A 15,988-nucleotide genomic window follows, 5' to 3' on the forward strand; every position below is an offset into this window, starting at 1 on the left:
CGCCAGCGCAAACCTAATCTCGGCAAGTGACGGTCCACAAAAACTAAAATTGTTCGCAAATTAGCCTGAAAAATGATAATTTTTTGCTTCTCCATTGAGTTTTTAGTTAATCCTGCTTATAATATAGCGAGAAAAATAAGAAAAAGGTGTCCATAAATGAGCATATTAAATGTTGAAGGATTAAGTCATGGCTTTGGGGATCGTGCGATTTTTAAGGATGTTTCATTCCGTCTCCTAAAAGGCGAGCATATCGGATTATTCGGCGCTAACGGCGAAGGAAAATCCACTTTTATGAATATTGTTACAGGCAAACTGCAACCTGATGAGGGTAAAGTCGAATGGTCCAAGCGGGTGCGTGTTGGCTACCTCGATCAGCATGCTGTGTTAACCAAAGGAATGACGATTCAAGACGTACTGAGAAGTGCCTTTCAATACCTGTTTGATCTTGAGCAAGAGATGAATGATATGTACGGCAGAATGGGTGACGTTTCACCTGAAGAGCTGGAAAAGCTGCTTGAAGAAGTAGGTACCATCCAAGATACACTTACAAATCAAGATTTTTACATGATTGATGCGAAAGTACAAGAAACTGCGCGTGGACTAGGGATCACTGACATTGGATTGGACCGTGATGTAGCCGATCTTAGTGGTGGTCAACGTACCAAAATCTTGCTTGCGAAGCTATTGCTTGAAAAACCAGATATTTTGCTCCTCGATGAGCCTACGAACTATCTGGATGAGCAGCATATTGAGTGGCTGAGACGTTATCTTCAAGAGTATGATAATGCCTTTATTCTGATCTCTCACGATATGCCATTCTTGAACAGCGTTATTAACCTGATCTACCATATGGAAAATCAAAAGCTGACCCGCTATGTGGGTGATTATGAGCAATTCCAACAAGTCTACGAAATGAGAAAACAACAGCTTGAATCTGCTTATAATCGTCAAAAGCAAGAAATAGCAGAGCTGAAGGATTTCGTAGCTCGTAATAAAGCCAGCGTGGCAACCCGTAATATGGCAATGTCCAGACAGAAGAAGCTCGACAAGATGGAGATCATCGAGATTGCCAAGGAGAAACCGAAACCACAGTTTAACTTTAAAGAAGGTAAAACTGCGGGCAAGATGATTTTCGAAGCAAAAGAATTGGTTATCGGCTACGATTCTCCATTGTCCAGACCGCTTAATTTGCTGATGGAGCGTGGACAGAAGATCGCGTTGGTTGGGGCAAACGGAATTGGTAAAACAACTTTGCTGCGCAGCATTTTAGGTGAAATCTCTGCATTGTCCGGTTCGGTAGAACGTGGATACCATCAGGAGATTGGCTATTTTGAGCAAGAGATGAAGGAAGGCAATTACAAGACTTGTATTGAGGAAATCTGGGACACGTTCCCATCTCTGTCACAATTCGAAGTACGTGCTGCCCTTGCTAAATGCGGATTAACTACGAAGCATATTGAGAGTAAGATTGCTGTTCTAAGTGGTGGGGAAAAAGCCAAAGTGCGTCTATGTAAGCTCATTAATAGCGAAACCAATATTCTCGTATTAGATGAGCCGACAAACCACTTGGATATCGATGCCAAAGATGAACTGAAACGCGCTCTAAAAGCATACAAAGGAAGCATTCTTATGATTTCTCACGAACCCGATTTTTATCAGGACATCGTAACAGATATCTGGAATTGCGAAGATTGGACGACGAAAGTATTCTAAGTATACGAGTTCAATTAACGAATCTTAAACAGGATACCTTACTTCGATTCTCCGAAGGGTATCCTGTTTTTTTTATCCCGAGGCACCATCTGCATTAACTGTGACGATTAAAATTGGCGTCTGAGGCAATGATTCCATCTCTCTGAGAAATCATGAACAGTAACGCAAAAACACCACTGAGGATGGATAATGTAACTACACAAGGTTACTAGGATACCGATGATCCAGCCTGCAAGATGGGAGACACTTTCAATGCAGATGCCTTTTATAAAATCGACTGATTTATATTTCATCCGTACCTCAAGATAGGCGTAGATGATTACAAATAGCATAAATAGACCACACCAGAGGTAAAAGTATTTTGGCAGATTCCCAGATAACAAATCCGTCAAAAATTGAATGGCCGTCTTCATGATTTCCATAATTAACACAAACAATAGATCACTCCTCAAAACTTTCCGCCGGTAAGCAAACTTTAGGCTTCAAACTTCAGATTCTGCGGTTCCGTCGGAAATTCTTCTGTCCTTGCACGGGAATCAGTGACGGGAACGTCCAGGCCTACTTCTTCAAAGGTGCAGTCATCCAGCCAAATCTTTCCGGATCCGGATAGGAGAATACCTATGTTGATACAATCCGCCTCTGCCGGGATATCCAGCACACAAGCGTAAAAATTCCAGGAAGCAGTTCCTTTAATACTTCTGTACTGCATGTTGTCAAAACCCAGCATATTCTGGAGCTTGTCATCAATACGCATCCATAAGCCGCACCAGTCGCTTACTTCTTCGGTCCGGATAAAGCCGGCAAACCGCATCCGTTTCCCAAGATAATTTTTTGCGTCAAACTGCTGCATTAGAGTACCGAATTCGTTCCCTTCGAGTGGTTCAGTTTCTGCGCATTCCAGTGATACAGAGTTCCTTCCCTTATGGTAAATCTGCATATCTAATGATGCCTTATATTTGCTGGGGGATGTTCCGGTGATGAACCAACCTTTAATTTCGGACATGGTAAATTCCTCTCTTTCCTGAATCAATAGTTTTATCTGTGACCTGTATTGGGCTGGGGGGAGAGCATAAAGTCCTTTAAAAGCTCTTGTAAAAGCCTCTTGACTATCAAAACCATAAAGAAGTGCAATATCTAGAATGCGTTCTTCGGAATAGAGCAGCAGTTGGGCAGCAGAACTCAACCTACGGGAACGAATGTATTCAGCTACACTTTTGCCGACATATTTCTGAAAGAGCCGATGGAAATGATATTTGGAGAATCCAGCCTCTTTCGCAATTCTGTCCAGATTCAATTCTTCTTCTTCCAAATGGTTCTCAATAAATTCAATACTATTGTGAATCATCTTGTAATACAGCCTGATCACCTCCTTGTTCTGGTCTTAATATACCTCATCTATTTAAAGGGATTTTGATAATTCTTGCTTAGTTGTACTTCAGTATGTAGAAATTTGCACCTGAATCTAATACTATCAGCAGAATATATAAAAGAAGAGTATTAAAACTATAAAACACAAAAAGGCGAATTCTTACTCATAATGGAGTGAGAATCCGCCAATATCTATTTGGATGCATTCCTACATTAAACCTCAATGATGATTGGAAGGATCATTGGACGCCGTTTCGTTTTCTCGTATAGGAACTTACTTAATGATTCTTTGATGGTCTGCTTGATGATATTCCATTGGCCGAGATCAGTTTCGTTCATCTTTTTAAGGGTCGATGTTACATGCTGGTTGATCTCGTCCATTAAATTATCGGAGTTACGGACATAAACGAATCCCCTGGAAATGGTGTCCGGCTCATTTAATAGACGTCCATCGGTTTGGCTCAGTGTAATCACCGTAATCAGTATGCCGTCTGCTGACAGCTGGCGACGATCGCGAAGCACAACATTTCCAATATCACCGATCCCAAGGCCATCCACTAGAATTTGCCCAGCAGTCACTCGACCGGATTGGCGGACAACACCAGACGATGACTCGACGATGTCCCCATTTTTTAGAATAAAGATATTTTCTGGTTTGACGCCTACCGCCTCCGCTAACAAGCTGTGATGATGCAGCATGCGGTATTCACCATGGATCGGAATAAAGTATTCAGGTTTCATTAGAGTCAGCATTAGCTTAAGTTCCTCTTGGCTACCATGCCCTGAGACGTGAAGCTCACTGCGTGAACCATAGATGACTTTAGCACCCAGCATATATAAATTATCGACAATCCTTGAAACATTTCTTTCATTTCCTGGGATGGGATTGGCTGCGAGCAGAACCGTGTCCCCAGCCTGGATCTCCATCAATCGATGGCTTGAGTTCGCTAAGCGGGAGAGGGCGGCCATGGGCTCTCCTTGACTGCCTGTACATAAAACAGTTACCTGAGCCGGAGGAAGCTTAGCAGCTTCTGCAGGTTCGATCAGCATATTGTCCGGAATGTTTAAGTAACCGAGCTCTTGGGCTACTCCGACTACATTAACCATACTTCTGCCGAGTAAGGTCAATTTACGTTCAGTTAAATGAGAAGCATCAATGATCTGCTGTAGACGATGTACATTTGAGGCGAAGGTAGAAATAAAAATTCTACGTTCTGCTTTTAAAAAGGCTTCTTCTATGTGAGCGCCAACAAGCTTCTCAGAAGGGGTGAAGCCAGGGCGCTCAGCATTGGTGCTTTCTGACAGCAGGATCTTTACACCCTTTTTACCGATATCGGCCATTTTATGTATATCTGGATACTGCTTGTTGACGGGCGTCATGTCAAATTTGAAGTCTCCCGTATGAACTACGGTACCTTCAGGTGTATCGAATACTACGCCAAGGCAATCTGGAATGCTATGATTTGTATTAAAAAATGTTGTAGTAATGGCACCCAGGGTTAAAGTAGATTCTGAATCAATACAATGGAGTTTCGTTTGTCGTAAAATCCCATGTTCCCTAAGTTTATTTTCGATTAATCCTAGGGTTAAACGGGAAGCATATATCGGGATATTCAACTGTTTAAGCAGGTAAGGAATCCCACCGATATGATCCTCATGTCCATGAGTAACCACCAATGCTTGTACCTTATCAATATTATTTAATAAATACGAAACATCAGGAATAATTAGGTCAATTCCTAAAAGACTTTCATCTGGAAATTTAGAGCCGCAATCAATAACGACAATGTCATCTGCGTATTGCAGGATATACATATTTTTACCGATTTCATGAACCCCGCCTAATGCTGCAATCGAGAGCTGCTTAGCTGCCATTTTCATTGAAGCCCCTCCTAAATAAATTTCTCTATATTATGTTTGATTCCCATTATAATTATCCATTCTGAAGGCTGATACAATATAATAACTGAAGAAAGCTAATCGAAAGATAGGAGAACGTTACTCATGAATATCCGACTATTACAAATGAAAGATAATAGCTCCATTGAAAAGGTCATCAGGGACTGCCTAATTGAGTTTGGCGGGAATCGCGCGGGTCTCGCCTGGGAGGATGACAGCCTGCATCATTTATCAGATTATTATAATCATAGTGAGAATCGGGCTTATTGGGTTGTTGAAGAGGGAGGGGAAGTATTGGGAGGTTGTGGAATTGCTCCTTTCGGGAATGATGACAAGATATGTGAGTTGCAAAAAATGTATTTATCTCAGTCGATTAGAGGTAACGGGATAGCCAACGAACTTTTAAATACAGCGCTGGACTTTTCCAAGCTTCATTACAACCAATGTTATTTGGAGACACTGCAAAACATGCACGCAGCCAACCGTTTCTACACAAAAAATGGATTTGAGCTATTAGAAAAACCACTTGCTGGGTCGGAGCATTTTGCTTGTGATGCTTGGTATATTAAAAATTTAATGTAATTGATTTAAAAATGTTGGAGGCCTGGATTACCAGGCTTTTTTTGCTCTAAGATAATGATTTTTTATTTGACAATAAAACCGTCCGGACGGTATAGTAAATAACAGAGGTGATTATCGTGAACAGTAATTCAAAACGAAGTAGTATTTTATTAGCAGCTTCTATTGTTGTTAAAAATAATGGGGTGGAGAAGCTTACGCTTGAAGCCGTTGCCAAAGAAGCCGGGGTCAGTAAAGGTGGACTGCTGCACCATTTTCCGAATAAGGAAGCTTTAATAAAAAGTATGGTGGAAGAGTTAACAAGCGATTTTTTCAGTAATGTTCAAGAAAGAGTAGCGAATGCATCTAGAGAAACGGGGAAGTGGGGACGAGCGTTTGTTCAGGCGATTGACGACGATCTTAAGGAAGAGCAGGAGATTAGCACAGCGCTTTCGGCTGCTCTTTTTACGAATCCGGATATCCTTAAGAAATTTCAAGATCAATACTCAGTATGGCAAAACAATATAGAGAACGATGGAATAGATCCTGTACGTTCAACGATTGTCAGGCTGGCAGCGGACGGTTTATGGTATTCAGAAATGTTCGGATTAGGAGTTTTAGATAAGGAGTTACGCAGTAAAGTGATTCAAGAATTAATAAACATGACGGAGTAAGGAGGGGCTATTGTTGAATTCATATCTGTTACTGGCAACAGCGATTATCTGCGAGGTATTTGGTAGCTCCATGCTTAAGGTTTCTAACGGGTTTAAAAAGATTTTACCTTCAATAGGAGTCGTACTCGGCATGGGTTCAGCCTTTTATTGTCTTTCTTTAGCGCTTTCAACGATTCCTCTAGGGACGGCTTATGCTATTTGGTCAGGGGTAGGTACGGCTTTAACTGCGTTAATTGGAGTAATCATTTATAAAGAAAACTTCAATCTGAAGAAATTACTCGGCCTGATTCTTATCATTGGTGGAGTAGTCATTATGAAACTTTCTGGTGGATCTCATTAGAGCTTGGAGGAAATATTATGAACAAGAATAAGGGTTTTTGGGTACTAGGGGTAGCTATTATAAGCGAAGTAATAGGTACAACTATGCTGAAAATGTCAGAAGGGTTCACACAAATATTGCCTACTATAGGTGTTATTATTGGTTTTATAATCGCATTTTATAGTTTGTCTATAAGTCTCAGAGTTTTACCTTTAAGCTTAGCTTATGCGATTTGGGCAGGTGTAGGTACAGTTCTAACCGCTATCGTTGGCATAGTAATATGGGGGGATCCATTTAGTGTGCTTACACTTGCAGGCATAGTATTAATAGTTGGAGGTGTAGTTTTATTAAACTCTCCAGATTCAGCTGATGAAAAAGAACTTAAAACCACAAGCTAATCTTTATAAAAAACAAGGGCCTGAGAAATCAGGCCTATATTTGATTGGCGTGATGTTGATAGATTCCATATTTAGGGTAGTTTGGCGATATTGGTATCACATATCTTTTCCGTAGAATTACATCTTATAGCTTGAACTGTTCTTTCTCTATAATGAAAGTGTCTCACATTGAAAGGAGGATCGGTTGTTATTTAATGTGCTCTGAGATGAATTTGAATGTAAACGCTATCATTTGAGCACTCAGATAGGGTGACACGTTAGTGATAATCTACATTAAGAGGAGGATTATAATGCGCAACAAGTATGTCGTATGGTCGCTTGTAGTAACCCTGTTGATTTCAAGTTTATACCTGGCAGCGGGTCCGTTCACATTTGTTAGTGCCTCTGGTGGCGCGAATTTGACGCTGGGCAAAACTGTAACGGCTAGCGGTCAATCACAAACGTACAGTCCAAACAATGTGAAAGACAGCAATCAAGAGACGTATTGGGAAAGCAGCAATAATGCATTTCCGCAATGGATCCAAGTTGATCTCGGTACAGAGACAAGTATTGACCAAATCGTATTGAAGCTGCCAACGGGCTGGGAGACGCGTACGCAAACACTCGCCGTTCAAGGCAGCACAAATGGATCTACATTCACTGACATTGTTGGTTCAGCTGATTATGTGTTCAATCCTTCAGCAGGAGGGAACACCGTTAAGATTGATTTTTCAGCAACCAGCACTCGTTATGTACGCCTGAATGTAACAGGCAATACGGGTTGGCCGGCAGCGCAAGTATCTGAATTCGAAATTTATGGAGCTAGCACACCAACACCGACGCCAACAGCCACACCGACAGCCACACCAAGTCCAACAGCCACACCAACGCCAACTGTCACACCAACGCCAACAGCCATACCGACAGCAACGCCAACGGCTACGCCTGTTGCGGGCAGTAATATCGCGGTTGGCAAATCGATTACCGCATCCTCTAATACGCAATCATTTGTGGCAGCAAATGCTAATGACAACAACACCAACACATACTGGGAAGGTGGCAGTAATCCTAGTTCATTGATACTTGACCTGGGGTCAAACTACAATGTTTCCTCAATCGTTCTAAAGTTAAATCCAACCGCTGCATGGGGAGCACGTACCCAAACGATTCAAGTGCTCGGTCACAATCAAAACACAACGACATTTGGGAATCTGGTGTCAGCACAATCGTATTCGTTTAATCCAGCTTCAGGAAATACAGTAACCATTCCTGTTACCGCAACTGTCAAACGTCTACAGCTTAATATTACTGCCAACTCGGGTGCTCCAGCTGGACAGATCGCCGAATTTGAAGTGTACGGTACTCCAGCTCCGAATCCGGATTTGGTGATTGCTGGCATGTCCTGGTCACCAACGAATCCGGTTGAGTCTAATGCGATTACGCTGAATGCAATCGTAAAGAATATCGGCAATGCCAACTCATCAGCTACTACTGTTAATTTCTATTTGAATAATGAGCTTGTAGGCTCAGCTCCGGTAGGTGTACTAGCAACTGGAGCATCGACAACAGCATCGATGACACTTACCGCAGGAGTTAAGCCTGCCGCAACGTATTCAGTTAGTGCCAAAGTTGATGAAGACAACCTAGTTATCGAACAAAATGAAGCGAATAACAGCTACACGAACCCAGCCTCACTTATTATCGCTCCAGTGTCCAGCTCTGACTTAGTGGGAACTGTTACATGGACGCCAAGTAATCCTGTTGCTAATAACAATGTAACGTTCAATGTAAATCTTAAGAATCAAGGAACCATCACCACTGCAAGTGGTTCACATGGTATAAGCGTTGTTCTTAAAAACTCTGCGGGTTCCACTATTCAAACCTATAATGGATCTTATAACGGTGCCTTAGCAGGGGGGGCATCAGTTAATGTTGCGATTCCAGGGACTTGGACAGCGATTAATGGTAACTACACAGTCACCACTACTGTTGAAGTGGATGCTAATGAGATAGCTGCCAAGCAAGCGAATAATGTAAGTGTTTCTAATCTCGTTGTCTATGCTGCGCGTGGTGCAAGCATGCCGTATAGTCGATATGATACCGAGGACGCTACTCTCGGGGGTGGCGCGACATTGAAATCGGCGCCAACCTTTGATCAAGCATTAATCGCTTCTGAAGCTTCTGGCCAGCGTTATATAGCTCTTCCTTCGAATGGTTCGAACTTAGAGTGGACGGTCAGACAGGGTCAAGGCGGCGCAGGTGTAACGATGAGATTTACAATGCCTGACTCTGCAGATGGGATGGGATTGAATGGTTCACTGGATGTGTATGTGAATGGAGCGAAAGTAAAAACAGTTTCCTTAACCTCATACTACAGCTGGCAGTATTTCTCAGGTGATATGCCTGGCGATACACCTAGTGCAGGACGTCCACTATTCCGTTTTGATGAAGTTCACTGGAAGATGGATACACCCCTCCAACCTGGGGACAAGATTCGAATCCAGAAGAACAATGGAGATAGCTTGGAATATGGTGTGGATTTCATTGAAATTGAATCTGTTCCAACAGCAATTGCCCGCCCAGCTAACTCCGTATCTGTAACAGATTACGGTGCTGTGGCAAACGACGGACAAGATGATCTGGCAGCTTTTAAAGCTACTGTAAATGCAGCCGTGGCAAGCGGGAAGTCTATTTATATTCCAGCAGGAACCTTTAATCTTAGCAGTATGTGGGAGATTGGTTCTGCTAGTAATATGATCAATAACCTCACTATTACTGGTGCTGGTCTCTGGCACACCAATATTCAGTTTACCAATCCTAATGCTGCGGGCGGTGGTATTTCACTCCGTATTACAGGTAAGCTAGATTTCAGTAATGTATATATGAATTCTAATTTGCGCTCACGTTATGGGCAAAATGCAATTTACAAAGGTTTTATGGATAACTTTGGAACCAACTCTATTATCCATGATGTCTGGGTAGAGCATTTTGAATGCGGAATGTGGGTAGGCGACTACGCTCATACACCTGCGATTTATGCTAACGGGCTGGTAGTTGAAAACAGTCGGATTCGGAACAATCTTGCAGACGGCATCAACTTCTCGCAAGGTACTAGCAATTCAATTGTACGCAATAGCAGTGTGCGAAATAATGGTGACGATGGTCTTGCAGTATGGACCAGTAACACAAATGGTGCACCTGCTGGTGTGAATAATACCTTCTCGTATAACACCATTGAGAATAACTGGCGTGCGGCAGCGATTGCTTTCTTTGGAGGAAGTGGTCATAAGGCTGATCATAACTATATCATTGATACAGTTGGCGGTTCCGGCATACGTATGAATACCGTTTTTCCAGGTTATCATTTCCAGAATAATACGGGTGTAGTTTTCTCAGATACAACCATTATTAACAGTGGCACGAGTAAAGATCTTTATGGGGGTGAACGTGGCGCAATTGATCTTGAAGCATCAAATGATGCTATCAAGAACGTTACATTTAACAACATAGACATCATTAATACCCAGCGTGATGCGATTCAATTTGGATATGGTGGTGGATTCGAGAACATCGTGTTCAACAACATCAATATTAACGGTACAGGACTTGATGGAATAACAACTTCACGGTTCTCAGGTCCACATAAAGGTGCAGCTATTTACACCTATACAGGCAATGGTGCGGCAACCTTTAATAACCTGACAACTTCCAACATTGCTTATCCGAATCTGAATTATATTCAGAGCGGTTTTAATCTAACGATTCATTAATTTTATGTACGAGGTTAAGGGAGAAGCTCTTAGGAGCTTTTCCCTTTTTAGCTTGTAACGAGCTGGATATCTCTAATTTGCCAGAAGGATAATGACTACATGAACAAGAAATTAATATATGGGGAATTTAAACTATTAAATTTTTGAAATTCTTTTGCAGATGTGTTGATTTCATCATCTTATGTTCGTCATAGCAGATGCGTCGGATCTCAAAGGACCTCCTGATTTTGTTAAACAACTTACTGCGCTTATTCAGGCAAACCATTTAATTACTTAAAGGGAGAGATGAAAAATGAATCAGGAAGTAATCGATTTTATTGAAGCGCTAAAAGAATCATGGCAGGTGGAGTTGTCCACCTCACTACGTGAGGTTGTTCATCAGGCTATACCGGATGTGCAGGAACGTATTCAGTATAAGAAACCTCATTTTTTGAAAAATGGAAAATACGCTGCGGCCATCTCGACATCAAAAGACGCAGTCAGCTTTGTAATCTTTAATACAACCGAGCTAACGCTTCCAGAGGGAGCATTTGAGGGACCACCTGAAAGGAAAACCTTAAAGCTTCGAAAAGGAGACACATTTGATTCTGCACAGTTGGTCTCTTTAGTTGCTCAAGCTTCAGCTTCTCTTTGATCCATACTTATATTAAAAGGACGATATCTCAAAGTCATTTGACTTCATGGGATATCGTCCTTTTTTGATGATTATACAGTTTTAGTTACTAGTTGTAGTGCTGAGATAATGAATCTGCTCTTCCAGGATGGTACTTGCTTTGCCTAAAAATGTTGTTATCAACTCAAGCTCCTGCTCAGTAAAGGAAGACGCCAGTTTAACCATCTTAGTGTGCAAAGGAAGGTAGGCATTTCCAACCTCGTTATTCTCATATAAAGGGACAATGATCACCTTACGACGGTCATTTGGGTCATGTTCTCTGCGAACAAAGCCGTTTTTTTCAAGTCGATCAACTAATGTGGTAATGCTGCCTGTAGTAAGTCCAGTTAATTTGGATAGCTCGCCGGCGGTGATAGGACCTTTTTCCTGAAGGATATCTATAGATAGAAAATCGTTATTGTATAACCCCAAAGAAGTTGCTACTTTTTGCTGATACAAAACCGTTCGGCTGCCTAGGCCCCGCATGCGTAAAGTTAAGTCTTCCTGCTGAATTGTAACTTGATTGTGTCGATCTCTTGACAAAAGAGGACCCTCCTTTTAAAATGTTTATATCTTGATAGTCAAGATAATTAATAAACAAGATGCTTGATGAACATCTAATTAATTGTCTTGATTTTATCGAATTATTCACTAATTTGCAAAGGATATAACATCACGTGGTTTGGAATGAAGCCTGTGCACAATCCTTTAACAATTAGAGTAGAACTAAACATTTGGGAAAAGTGGAGGAGAAAAAGGAGCATGGAAAAGAAAAATAAAGTTGGGGTTATTATAGTAGCTCTATTGTTGGCCACCCTTATGGCATCAATGGATAATACTATACTTGCAACCGCAATGGGAACCATTGTAGGTGACCTTGGCGGTTTTGACAAATTGATGTGGGTTACGTCCGCTTATATGATAGCTGAGATGGCGGGTATGCCGATTTTCGGTAAATTATCGGATATGTATGGACGTAAGCGATTTTTTATTTTCGGTATTATTGTCTTTATGATTGGTTCAGCTTTATGTGGTACGGCAAATTCTATTGTCCAGCTTAGTATTTATCGGGCAATTCAGGGTATTGGTGGAGGGGCACTCGTTCCTATTGCATTCACGATTATGTTCGATGTAGTGGCCCCAGAAAAACGGGGGAAAATCGGGGGGTTATTCGGTGCTGCCTATGGTATTTCCAGTATTTTTGGTCCTCTTATTGGCGCTTATATAGCGGATTATATTCATTGGTCTTGGGTCTTTTATATCAATTTACCCATTGGTGTTATTGCATTCTTTATGATCGCTTTCTTCTACAAAGAATCTGTTGAGCATTCCAAAGAGAAAATTGATTATCTTGGGGCTTTTACACTTGTAGCTTCAATCCTTTGTCTCATGTTTGCGATTGAGCTCGGGGGTAAGAAATATGCTTGGGACTCGACAATGATTCTGGGATTATTTATGGCTTTTGTTGTGTTTTTAATTGGTTTTATTTTTATTGAACGTCGTGCAGAAGAGCCAATCATTACCTTTGGCATGTTCAAGAATCGTCTCTATTCTACGAGTAATGTTATGGCGATATTTAGCGGAGCGGCATTTATTACAGCCTCGGTGTACATTCCAATTTATATTCAAGGGGTTCTTGGCGGGTCTGCCACAAATTCGGGGCTTGTTCTACTTCCGATGATGATTGGTTCTGTTATTACTGCTGCTGGCGGAGGATTCATGCTCTCTAAATTTAATTATCGCACGATCATGATTTCTACGTTAGTACTCCTTGTTGCAGGTATTGCTCTGCTTACCACACTAACACCAGACTCCTCCCGGTTTATGGTCACTATTTTTATGTTTCTGGTGGGTCTTGGCATAGGTTCATCATTTTCTGTTCTAAGCAATGCAGCGATTCATGGATTTACAGCAAGACAACGGGGTTCTGCAAGTTCGACACTTAGCTTCACACGGGAGCTGGGAATGACACTTGGTATTACGGTATTTGGTATTATTCAAAGTCACATTTTTTCGAATAAATTAACTTCCATGTTCAGTAAAGGAGGCGCGGCACCAGAAGGTGTTAATCTAAGTGATCCAAGTACAATTTTGACTCCCGACACACGGGCCAAAATTCCCTCTGAGGTTCTTGATAAAATCACCGAAGGATTATCTTCTTCTCTTGTTCATACCTTTGCTTGGGCGATTATTCCATCAGTTATAGCTCTAATGGCAGCATTTGTGATGAGCAGGGAGAAGTTTGATCCTGCTTCTGAGCTGGAAGAATTTACGGCATCGCATTAAGGAAATAAAAGATAAAATAAAAGCCTAAGTCCTTTGTTAATAAAGGCTTGGGCTTTTTTGATAAGAAGCTCGGCGATCCTATTTCTCTGAAATGCTATATCGAGAATGTAAATGCCAGATAAGCTCTCTACGGCTGCTGACACCTGCTTTAGCGAAAATGGATTTTAAATGATCCTGAACCGTGTAAGCAGAAATATGTAACTCAGCAGCCAATTCTTTAGTAGATAATCCACGAATTACTCCTTCAAGTAAATGCTGTTCCCGTTTCGTCAGATCATACGCTTCTGCAATGATAGGAAGCATATCTGCTGGACGTGCAGGCTCGAATGAAATAGCGATTTGCGTCTGACCGTCGTATGCATGAAGCCGGCTAGCCCGGATCACTAGATAAGGTCCTTCTGACATCCGGATACAGGACTTAGCCATCCCCGAAGATTCAGAGGGACTATTGATTGCTTGTGTGCTCACCGCCCGAATTGGACGTGGCAGGATATGGTGATCAATTTTTTCTAATGAACGAAGTTTCTCTAACCAGCGGTCTGCTGTAGGATTGGAGGAGAGGAGCACTAGTTGATCAGAAAGGACAGCAATTCCGGAACCGTAATCTTCTTCCAGCCAAGTCTGATTTCTCTCAGGCAACTCAAGACTGAAAGCCCGCATTCTTGCGGCAATCTCAGGAAGCATTAAGGCTATCCACTCACAATCCTCCCGCGAAAATACAGGCTGACCCGACTTTCTGTAAAGTGTCAGATACCCCCAACACGCATCTCCATGAACAAGTACAGCGCGTAATTCATCCTCAAATCCTGCCGGAGACAGTACCTTTTGATAGCGAGCACTCAAATCTGGCTGCCCTTCGGTTGCTTCATATAAAGTAGCTACGTGCATTTTACTATGAACCATTTGCTCATAGGGATTAATATCGTCTTCACCGTATTCGATCTGGAACAAGTGATGGTGAATGGATTCCACGTTATCTTCTGTAACTGCACCTGTCGAGAGTAGTGTACGTGGATCAACATGGGTACAGCAGGCAGCATCAAAGGGTACAGCATCGCGCAAAATCGACAGTAATGAAGTACGGTAGCTATGTGAAGAATCAGAAACAGCACCTAACCTTATGATTTGTTGTTTAATATGATTAAGTTGTCTTATGGTTTTCATAGGTCAGCCCTCTAGTCATGGAGTATAAAAACAGGTATCCCACATTTATGGGATAGTGAATGTAAACCATATCCGTATAATTGAGAATGGTTCTTAATTATTTCTATTATATAGGATGCGGTGATAAAATGCAGAGAAAAGAAGATATTGTAGTCGTCGGTGGATATGGCCATGTAGGGCGTACCATTTGTGAAATCTTAGAGAAAAAATATCCTGGAAAGGTATATGCTGCAGGGCGAAGCCTTGTAAAAGCAAAGCAATTCAGTCAAGCAACTGATGGGAAAATTAAGCCGATGCAGGTGGATATTAATAAACCTTTACCTACTGATAAGTTAGAACGAGTGAAATTAATCATTATGTGCTTAGATCAAACGGATGCAGATTTTGTAAGAGCTGTGTTTCGAAGCGGTATTGATTATGTGGATGTATCTGCGAACGGTTTGTTTTTGAATGAAATTGAGAAATACAAGAGAGAGGCTGAAGATAATGGGTCAAGTGCTGTCTTAAGTGTAGGACTTGCTCCCGGCATCACTAATCTCCTGGCCCTTGAAGCAGAGCGGCAGATGGATCAGATCGAGGAGATAGAAATTGCAATTATGCTCGGACTAGGTGATTCTCATGGCAAAGCGGCGCTAGAATGGACAGTCGACAGTTTAGCAGCTAAGTTCGAAGTGAAGCAGGGTAATCGCCAGGTTGAGGTGGAGAGCTTTACAGACAGAAGGTTATATCATTTTGGTGATAAGATGGGTAATCGATATGCTTACCGTTTTCCATTCTCAGATCAACAGACACTTAGCAGAACACTGAAAGCATCGTCTATCTCCACACGATTTTGTCTTGATTCAGCTATGGTTACTAAAATACTGGCAATAACGAAAAAAACAGGAGCCGTTCGCTTACTGCAAATAGGCTGGCTGAAGAATTTAATTGTTCGTGCTATGGGGCGGCTGCATTTGGGGGATGATGGGTTCGCTATTAAGGTTGAGGCAAGTGGAAGAAATTTAGAAGGTAAATTACTTCATGCGGATTTTTTATTACAAGGAAAGAATCAATCTATCATTACGGCAAAAGTAACAGCGGCAGTAGCAAAACATCTATATGATTCACCACCCCCAGGTGGAGTTTACCATATTGAGCAGCTGACTGATATAGCGTATATACAGAAGGAATTAGGATCAGCAATTTCTCTCAAGACTGCGGTAAACTAG

At 41.7% G+C, this 15,988-nt stretch carries 14 protein-coding genes; 9 read left to right on the forward strand and 5 right to left on the reverse strand.

Translation table 11 applies throughout. From position 1 onward, the window contains the following. Positions 1–156 precede the first annotated feature (156 nt). On the forward strand, positions 157–1,713 hold the full coding sequence (locus tag NYE35_RS15430; protein WP_036677991.1) for an ABC-F family ATP-binding cassette domain-containing protein: 1,557 nt from the start codon (positions 157–159) through the stop codon (positions 1,711–1,713). Between the two features lie 107 nt (positions 1,714–1,820). Here the strand turns inward: NYE35_RS15430 and NYE35_RS15435 are convergent, their stop codons facing one another. The 3 genes from NYE35_RS15435 to NYE35_RS15445 all read right to left on the reverse strand — a co-directional run bounded on the left by NYE35_RS15435 (position 1,821) and on the right by NYE35_RS15445 (position 4,962). Further along, positions 1,821–2,144 (reverse strand): DUF5823 family protein, encoded by a 324-nt coding sequence (locus tag NYE35_RS15435; protein WP_256721521.1) that lies wholly within the window; start codon positions 2,142–2,144, stop codon positions 1,821–1,823. A gap of 44 nt (positions 2,145–2,188) precedes the next feature. Then, the gene (locus NYE35_RS15440; RefSeq protein ID WP_076099285.1) at positions 2,189–3,058 is read right to left on the reverse strand and encodes a helix-turn-helix transcriptional regulator; all 870 of its coding nucleotides are present in this window, start codon (positions 3,056–3,058) and stop codon (positions 2,189–2,191) included. A 236-nt stretch (positions 3,059–3,294) separates the two neighbouring features. Then, positions 3,295–4,962, reverse strand: coding sequence for a ribonuclease J (locus NYE35_RS15445; protein WP_235219401.1), 1,668 nt, complete (start codon positions 4,960–4,962; stop codon positions 3,295–3,297). Between the two features lie 123 nt (positions 4,963–5,085). On the opposite strand from NYE35_RS15445, the gene NYE35_RS15450 reads away from it, so the two are divergent. The 6 genes from NYE35_RS15450 to NYE35_RS15475 all read left to right on the forward strand — a co-directional run bounded on the left by NYE35_RS15450 (position 5,086) and on the right by NYE35_RS15475 (position 11,312). After that, a complete protein-coding gene (locus NYE35_RS15450; RefSeq protein WP_341121542.1) occupies positions 5,086–5,562 on the forward strand; it encodes a GNAT family N-acetyltransferase in 477 nt (158 codons plus the stop codon). A gap of 116 nt (positions 5,563–5,678) precedes the next feature. Continuing rightward, complete coding sequence (locus tag NYE35_RS15455; protein WP_036677976.1) at positions 5,679–6,212, forward strand: TetR/AcrR family transcriptional regulator; 534 nt, start codon at positions 5,679–5,681, stop codon at positions 6,210–6,212. A 13-nt stretch (positions 6,213–6,225) separates the two neighbouring features. Next, positions 6,226–6,552, forward strand: coding sequence for a DMT family transporter (locus tag NYE35_RS15460; protein ID WP_076125773.1), 327 nt, complete (start codon positions 6,226–6,228; stop codon positions 6,550–6,552). Between the two features lie 17 nt (positions 6,553–6,569). After that, the gene (locus NYE35_RS15465; RefSeq protein ID WP_341121544.1) at positions 6,570–6,929 is read left to right on the forward strand and encodes a DMT family transporter; all 360 of its coding nucleotides are present in this window, start codon (positions 6,570–6,572) and stop codon (positions 6,927–6,929) included. 290 nt (positions 6,930–7,219) lie between these two features. Then, positions 7,220–10,678, forward strand: coding sequence for a discoidin domain-containing protein (locus NYE35_RS15470; protein WP_341121546.1), 3,459 nt, complete (start codon positions 7,220–7,222; stop codon positions 10,676–10,678). Positions 10,679–10,970: 292 nt separating this feature from the next. Further along, positions 10,971–11,312 carry a DUF1801 domain-containing protein gene (locus NYE35_RS15475; protein ID WP_036677965.1) on the forward strand — a complete coding sequence of 114 codons (342 nt, stop codon included), beginning with the start codon at positions 10,971–10,973 and terminating at the stop codon, positions 11,310–11,312. 81 nt (positions 11,313–11,393) lie between these two features. Here the strand turns inward: NYE35_RS15475 and NYE35_RS15480 are convergent, their stop codons facing one another. Beyond that, positions 11,394–11,816, reverse strand: a complete 423-nt coding sequence (locus NYE35_RS15480) for a MarR family winged helix-turn-helix transcriptional regulator (protein ID WP_169744822.1) — start codon at positions 11,814–11,816, stop codon at positions 11,394–11,396. A gap of 276 nt (positions 11,817–12,092) precedes the next feature. Here NYE35_RS15480 and NYE35_RS15485 point away from each other — a divergent pair, with 276 nt between their 5' ends. Then, positions 12,093–13,616, forward strand: a complete 1,524-nt coding sequence (locus NYE35_RS15485; protein ID WP_076144188.1) for an MDR family MFS transporter — start codon at positions 12,093–12,095, stop codon at positions 13,614–13,616. A gap of 78 nt (positions 13,617–13,694) precedes the next feature. On the opposite strand, the gene NYE35_RS15490 is transcribed toward NYE35_RS15485, so the two are convergent. Further along, on the reverse strand, positions 13,695–14,780 hold the full coding sequence (locus NYE35_RS15490) for a helix-turn-helix transcriptional regulator (protein WP_076099281.1): 1,086 nt from the start codon (positions 14,778–14,780) through the stop codon (positions 13,695–13,697). Between the two features lie 128 nt (positions 14,781–14,908). Between NYE35_RS15490 and NYE35_RS15495 the strand changes: the two genes are divergently transcribed. Next, positions 14,909–15,988 carry a saccharopine dehydrogenase family protein gene (locus NYE35_RS15495; protein WP_341121548.1) on the forward strand — a complete coding sequence of 360 codons (1,080 nt, stop codon included), beginning with the start codon at positions 14,909–14,911 and terminating at the stop codon, positions 15,986–15,988.

The sequence above is a fragment of the Paenibacillus sp. FSL L8-0494 genome (genome assembly GCF_038003695.1).
Taxonomy (GTDB): domain Bacteria; phylum Bacillota; class Bacilli; order Paenibacillales; family Paenibacillaceae; genus Paenibacillus_AQ; species Paenibacillus_AQ odorifer.

Bases quoted from the DNA above. Each gene is read 5' to 3' on its own strand.
- NYE35_RS15430 (WP_036677991.1), top strand. From the start codon at position 157: ATGAGCATATTAAATGTTGAAGGATTAAGTCATGGCTTTGGGGATCGT.
- NYE35_RS15440 (WP_076099285.1), bottom strand. From the start codon at position 3,058: ATGATTCACAATAGTATTGAATTTATTGAGAACCATTTGGAAGAAGAA.
- NYE35_RS15445 (WP_235219401.1), bottom strand. From the start codon at position 4,962: ATGAAAATGGCAGCTAAGCAGCTCTCGATTGCAGCATTAGGCGGGGTT.
- NYE35_RS15450 (WP_341121542.1), top strand. From the start codon at position 5,086: ATGAATATCCGACTATTACAAATGAAAGATAATAGCTCCATTGAAAAG.
- NYE35_RS15465 (WP_341121544.1), top strand. From the start codon at position 6,570: ATGAACAAGAATAAGGGTTTTTGGGTACTAGGGGTAGCTATTATAAGC.
- NYE35_RS15470 (WP_341121546.1), top strand. From the start codon at position 7,220: ATGCGCAACAAGTATGTCGTATGGTCGCTTGTAGTAACCCTGTTGATT.
- NYE35_RS15475 (WP_036677965.1), top strand. From the start codon at position 10,971: ATGAATCAGGAAGTAATCGATTTTATTGAAGCGCTAAAAGAATCATGG.
- NYE35_RS15480 (WP_169744822.1), bottom strand. From the start codon at position 11,816: ATGCGGGGCCTAGGCAGCCGAACGGTTTTGTATCAGCAAAAAGTAGCA.
- NYE35_RS15485 (WP_076144188.1), top strand. From the start codon at position 12,093: ATGGAAAAGAAAAATAAAGTTGGGGTTATTATAGTAGCTCTATTGTTG.
- NYE35_RS15490 (WP_076099281.1), bottom strand. From the start codon at position 14,780: ATGAAAACCATAAGACAACTTAATCATATTAAACAACAAATCATAAGG.
- NYE35_RS15495 (WP_341121548.1), top strand. From the start codon at position 14,909: ATGCAGAGAAAAGAAGATATTGTAGTCGTCGGTGGATATGGCCATGTA.